Annotated in this window: 3 protein-coding genes and 1 pseudogene; all 4 read left to right on the top strand. The window is 33.5% G+C overall.

The annotated features are described in order from the left end of the window. Window positions 1-557: 557 nt before the first annotated feature. On the top strand, window positions 558-1,832 hold the full coding sequence (locus CD138_RS12775; protein ID WP_026066771.1) for a nucleotide sugar dehydrogenase: 1,275 nt from the start codon (window positions 558-560) through the stop codon (window positions 1,830-1,832). Window positions 1,833-1,905: 73 nt separating this feature from the next. Continuing rightward, window positions 1,906-2,862: a hypothetical protein gene (locus CD138_RS12770; RefSeq protein WP_019167472.1), complete on the top strand. Its 957-nt coding sequence runs from the start codon at window positions 1,906-1,908 to the stop codon at window positions 2,860-2,862. Further along, the gene (locus CD138_RS12765) at window positions 2,840-5,401 is read left to right on the top strand and encodes a glycosyltransferase (protein WP_019167471.1); all 2,562 of its coding nucleotides are present in this window, start codon (window positions 2,840-2,842) and stop codon (window positions 5,399-5,401) included. The genes CD138_RS12770 and CD138_RS12765 overlap by 23 nt, the downstream gene beginning before the upstream one ends. 12 nt (window positions 5,402-5,413) lie before the next feature. Beyond that, window positions 5,414-6,000: pseudogene (locus CD138_RS12760) on the top strand (hypothetical protein); the annotation flags it as partial.

The raw sequence follows: 6,000 nt of genomic DNA, 5'->3' as shown, positions 1-6,000 counted from the left end.
GATTTAGACTTATTTTTCATCCTTTTCCTCCTTGATATCGCCATGCTTTATCTTTATATATATCAAATAATTATTAAAATAAAGTAAAAAAACATTAAAAACAGTTTGTTGTTTCATTAAAAACTATTTATTTCTAATAAAATGTTTTTTGATTAGAAAAGGCGTTGAGCATGTTTTTAAATATAAATTAATAAGATCCACTACTTTCACACTTTAATTCCACCAATAAATCCGTTAATAAATGAGATATAACGATTGTCAAAATATAAATGCAAATAAAGAGGCTAAATGAGAAGTGTCATATTTTAAGAAGAAATTTACATTTCAGTCTCCTTTTAGAGCGCAATGTAAATCTAACGCAAAGAATGTTTATCCAATGTTTATTCAATTATAAAATATAGTAAAATAATAGATTATTTTCTATTTTTAATTGAAATTAACCTTCATATCCTTAAAAATTAATATAGATAACGTGTTTACCAAATAGAGAGGGCATTTTGAATGAAGTTGAACTATAAAACGCTCCAAAAATTTCTATGGAAGAAAGGTGTATGAAAGTGAAACTTACAACTGTAGGACTAGGGTACATTGGTTTACCTACTTCAATAATGTTTGCAAAGCATGGTGCAGACGTTATAGGTGTAGATATTAATGAGGAAGCTGTTAAAAGTTTAAATCAAGGGCTCATCCACATCAAAGAACCAGGATTACAAGAAGCTTACGAACAAGTGTTAGCGACAGGGAAGTTCAAAGCATCACAAACACCAGAGGAAGCTGACGCATTTATTATTGCAGTGCCAACACCGAATAATGACGATCAATATGAGTCTTGTGACATTTCTATCGTTATGCGTGCAACAAAAAGTATCATTCCTTATTTGAAACAAGGCAATACTGTGATTATTGAATCGACTATTGCACCGAGAACGATGGATGATCATGTTAAACCATTACTAGAAGAACATGGCTTTACAATTGGTGAAGATTTATATCTCGTTCATTGTCCTGAACGTGTGTTACCTGGGAAAATTTTAGAAGAGTTAGTTCACAATAATCGAATTATCGGAGGCATGACACCTGCATGTATCGAAGCTGGAAAGCGTGTTTACAGTACTTTCGTCAAAGGTGAAATGATTGAAACAAATGCACGTACGGCTGAAATGAGTAAATTAATGGAAAATACATACCGTGATTTAAATATTGCATTAGCCAATGAACTCGCTAAAATCAGTGATCATTTAAATATTAATGTATTAGATGTGATCGAAATGGCGAATAAACATCCACGTGTCAATATTCACCATCCAGGACCAGGAGTGGGCGGCCATTGTTTAGCTGTAGATCCGTATTTCATCATTGCGAAAGATCCTGAAAACTCGCCGTTAATACAAACAGGGCGAAAAATTAATCGTTCTATGCCAACATATGTAGTGGACAAAACGAAAAATATTTTACGCGAATTAAATGGTAAGAAAATTGCAGTGTTTGGCTTAACATACAAAGGAGACGTCGACGATATTAGAGAATCTCCTGCTTTTGACATTTATGAGTTACTTTGTCAAGAACCCAATGTTGATGTTGTCACATATGATCCGCACGTCAAGAAAGATTTTGTTGAGAAAGATATGGAAAAAGCAGTTGAAGATGCGTCCCTCGTTTTAATTTTAAGTGATCATTCAGAATTTAAACAATTAACGGATAAGGACTTTGACAAAATGAAAGATAAAGTGATTTTCGATACTAAGAATGTAGTAAGAAATCAATTCGAATCCGTTCAATATTATAACTACGGTAATTTATATGAATTTGATAATCAAAAACAATTAATTTAATTTGAAGAAAAGTGAGGTTGTATCGTGCTACAAACTCACTTTTCTTTAAAAATATTTTTTAAGAGGTTAGTTTATGGATGATTTAAAAGCATATATGATTGAAAACCGAATTCTGTTTCACGTATTTTTAAATGAACCCGGCCATCAATTTATCTATAGTGATGACAATTTAAAGGAAGAATTAGGCACCTTAGAAGCTTTGAATCATAAAGTATATCGCGTGTTAAGTACGAGAAACATTGGGAATCAATTGTACGGTTATTTAAAAGGTCAGAGAGAAATAGGATGGGTCGAGTTAAAAAATTCTCATTACGTTTTCAATAAACAGGATGAGATTGTGTTTGTAAAAAATAAAAAAGGCATTCAAAATCCATTAAATATTACATATCAGTTCGTGGATAGGTTTACGCCTGATATCCAAAACAAATTTTTGACATCTAAAGGTTTGATGAAGTATAAAGGTGAATTTTATGAGCTGTTATTTCAGAAAAAGAGATTCATCGGCTTTGTGAAACCTTCTGACATCGATGTGGGATATCACGTAGATGAGGACGTGAGCTTAATAGAAGATGCGACATTGTTTTTAGAAAGTCGTCTTAAGACAAAAGTTGCGCATGAGAATGTCAAAAGCGATTTTAAATTAAAATTAATATTTCCAGAAAAAGGGATTGGCAAGTTAGAAGAGGATGGTCAAATCTACTGGATAGCACTAAAGGATGTCGTGCAACAACAACTTGAACGTATTTTAGGGACTTTGCCAGACTATCGTTCAACGGAAGCAGTAGAACTAAACGATATCATTCATAATTTTTTAACGGAAAGACATAAAGCGAAACGTGTGATGACGGCGTTGGTCAAAGACAAAATCAATCATAGTTCAAATGTTTATTCTGATCCAATGGATGGTAGCAGTAGCATTCATACACGATATCAAAATTTAAAAAACTCTAAATTAGGTAAGCTACAAATTAAATACTGGAATTTGAGAAAAAAATGGGGGAAGTCACATGGCAAAAAAACCTCAAACTAAAAGTAATCAACTCATTGAAGCAATCGATATACTTAATTCGGATTATTTACTTGGTTTAAATCGATTAGAAGAAACTTTAAATTCGAGTGACGTCTATATGTATTTAAAGTTACTTGAGAAAAACGGCAAACTCAACTTCATCAATCAGTTCAAGGACGAATTAGAAAAAGAGAAATCGAGCAATGGTTCACGAATTTTGAAAAAAGCAAAATATCAAATCGGTATTATTGCAGATGAGTTTTTATACAATTCATTTAAAGATACAGCGGACATCACTTTTATTTCGAGTGACGCTAACATTGAGAAAATGAACTTTGATTTTGTAATCGTGGCATCAACGTGGAGAGGAATTGATGCATCATGGCAAGGTGTCGCAAGTCCTAATAGTAGAAAGCGCGCACACCTTATGTTATTGCTTGATGAATTCATTGAACGCCAAATTCCACTCGTATTTTATTCTAAAGAGGACCCGGTCAATTTCCATTTATTTAAAGATATCGCAAGTAAATGTGATTATATTTTCACTACTGCTCAAGAAATGGTTCAAGATTATATTGATTACACAAATAATACTAATGTTAAAGTTTTACAATTTGGGGTGAATCCACATTATCATAACCCGATAGGAACGAGAACGGATGTAGCGATTAAAAATAAAGATCGCGTGATTTTTGCTGGTAGTTGGACTAAAAAGTATCCGCAAAGAAATAAAGATTTAGCACGTATTTTTGATGGTTTAACGTTAAGTGGTAATGATTTCACAATTTTTGACCGTAATTTGCATCTTGAAAGAGAAAGATATTTATTCCCTAGCCAATATATTCCCTATATTACGGGACCGTTAAATCATAATGAACTCATGAAAGTACATAAGATTTTTAGATGGGCACTCAATGTAAATTCAGTAAAGTATTCGGATTCGATGTTTGCAAACCGCGTCTTTGAATTACAAGCTTTCGGTAATTTAATTATTTCGAATTACTCAGTAGGTGTGAACAATCAATTTCCTAACGTCTTTATGGTCAATGATGAATCGGATGTGGGACCTATCTTAAACCGATATACCGATGCTGAGCTAAGAGCATTTCAAGCCAAAAATATTCGTCAAGTGATGTTAGAACATACGACTTATCACCGCATTAACGAAATTGCGAATTTTATTGGATTAACAAGCACTTCTGTACAACCGGTCATTGGTGTAGTGGTAAAAGAAAGAACTGAAACTTTAGTAGAGATGTTTCAACGTCAAATGAATGTAAAGAAAGTTTTATTGACTGAACAGGAATTGAACGATCGGATACATGAATTAGATTTTGTCACATTCTTTGATGAAAGCTATGTGTATGAAGAATATTATTTAGCTGATTTAATCAGTGCATTCTATTATACAGATGTTGATTTCGTTCAAAAATCTTTAAAAACAGACGTGCAAGTGCATGACTACACTGAAACGTATCATGAGCCATATTTGACTTTATTTGATGCACAAGCCTATCAATCTGGCGACATTCAATTAGGCTATACGTTAGACGATGCTGAACTCTTTAACAATGACAAGCAGATTTTAAGTCAAAATGATTTAGTCAGCGTCATTGTACCGATTCATAACAATGGGCGCTATTTAGAGGATAAGTGTATGCGCAGTTTAAGGCGCTCTTCGATGTTTGATCGCTTTGAAATTATTTTTGTGGATGATGGTTCGACAGATGAAGAAACACGTCATGTGATTCAAAGATTAAGACGTAAGTATCCTAATATCGTCTACTATCGTTTTGAATCTGGATCGGGCAGTGCTTCAAGACCACGCAATAAAGGGGTCGAACTCGCAACAACACCGTATATTACATATTTAGACCCAGATAACGAAGCAATAGGTGATGGCTACGTAGAATTGTATGAAAAACTAAAAGAAGATCCGTCTATCGATATGGTGATCGGTAACATTATTAAAGAAGATAACCGCAAAAGAGCTGTGTTTAATTATTACGGCACGATCAAAAAATATAATAACGACACCCCTTTAATTACCAATACTAAAAAGTTTCTTAAAACTGCCGGATTACGTGCACAAAGCATTCAAGCATTAATGGTCAAAGCAGAGGTCATCAAAAACAATCAAATTAAAATGGTGGAAGGTGCAGCGGGGCAAGATACCGTCTTCTTTCAAGAGCTGATGTTATATTCTAAAAAAGTTTTAGGGATTAAAGTGCCCATTCACATGTATTATGCTGCAGTGAGTGGCTCTGTAACAAATTCAATCTCAAAAAAATTATTTGATAAGTACTATAAACTCGAACTGGAGCGTATCCCTTTTCTTGAACAACATCAATTGATGGATGCTTATATGGAACAGCGGTTCAATTTATATATAAAAGGTTGGTACAAACCTAGACTTGATATTGTAAAAGCCGATGAACGAGAAAGTGCCATCAAACGATTTTTAGAGATTTATCAGTTATATGAAAAATACGAGCGACCACAAGATGTTGAATTAGAAGATTACATTCAGTCTTTAAGAAATGAAGTCAAACATCGATAAGGGGGATGACCGATGTGCCAAGTCTTACAACTTACTCATTTTTCTAAAAGCTTTTTTATACTCCAAAATGAACATGCGCTTGAAGTAGAAGGATACTATCGCCAAGATATGCGACAAAAGACCATTTATTTCACTAGAGATTTTAGTTATTCAGTGTGTTCATTCCAAGGGTATCATATTTTGATTCTTGGAGAGTTGATAGACATGAGAGATAGCCAAAAGTCTGTTGAGATGATTGTAAGTGATTTGTTGCAGCATCATATCGATTCTGACGCCTTCCTTAATGAAATGTCTTATTTCAATGGTAGATACGGTTTGTTCATTGAAAACGGAGAAGCTCTGTATTTTTATAACGATGCGACGTCTTTTCTTTCGTTGTATTACCATGATACGCAACCGATCTATGCTTCTCATTCAAAATTATTACATCAATTGTTGCAACAAATCTATGGTATAGAAGAGAGATTAATTGTTGATAAAATGCGGGGCTTTCTTGATTTAAGTAAATATGAAAAGATATATAAATTTAATGCGAATATGCGCTTTGAACTGAATCAACATACTTTGAAAAGGGTGTACCCTGTCTCTTATACACATCT

This window comes from Staphylococcus intermedius NCTC 11048 (assembly GCF_002902385.1).
GTDB classification, from domain to species: Bacteria; Bacillota; Bacilli; order Staphylococcales; family Staphylococcaceae; genus Staphylococcus; species Staphylococcus intermedius.
This window is presented reverse-complemented; position numbering and strand designations above follow the sequence as displayed.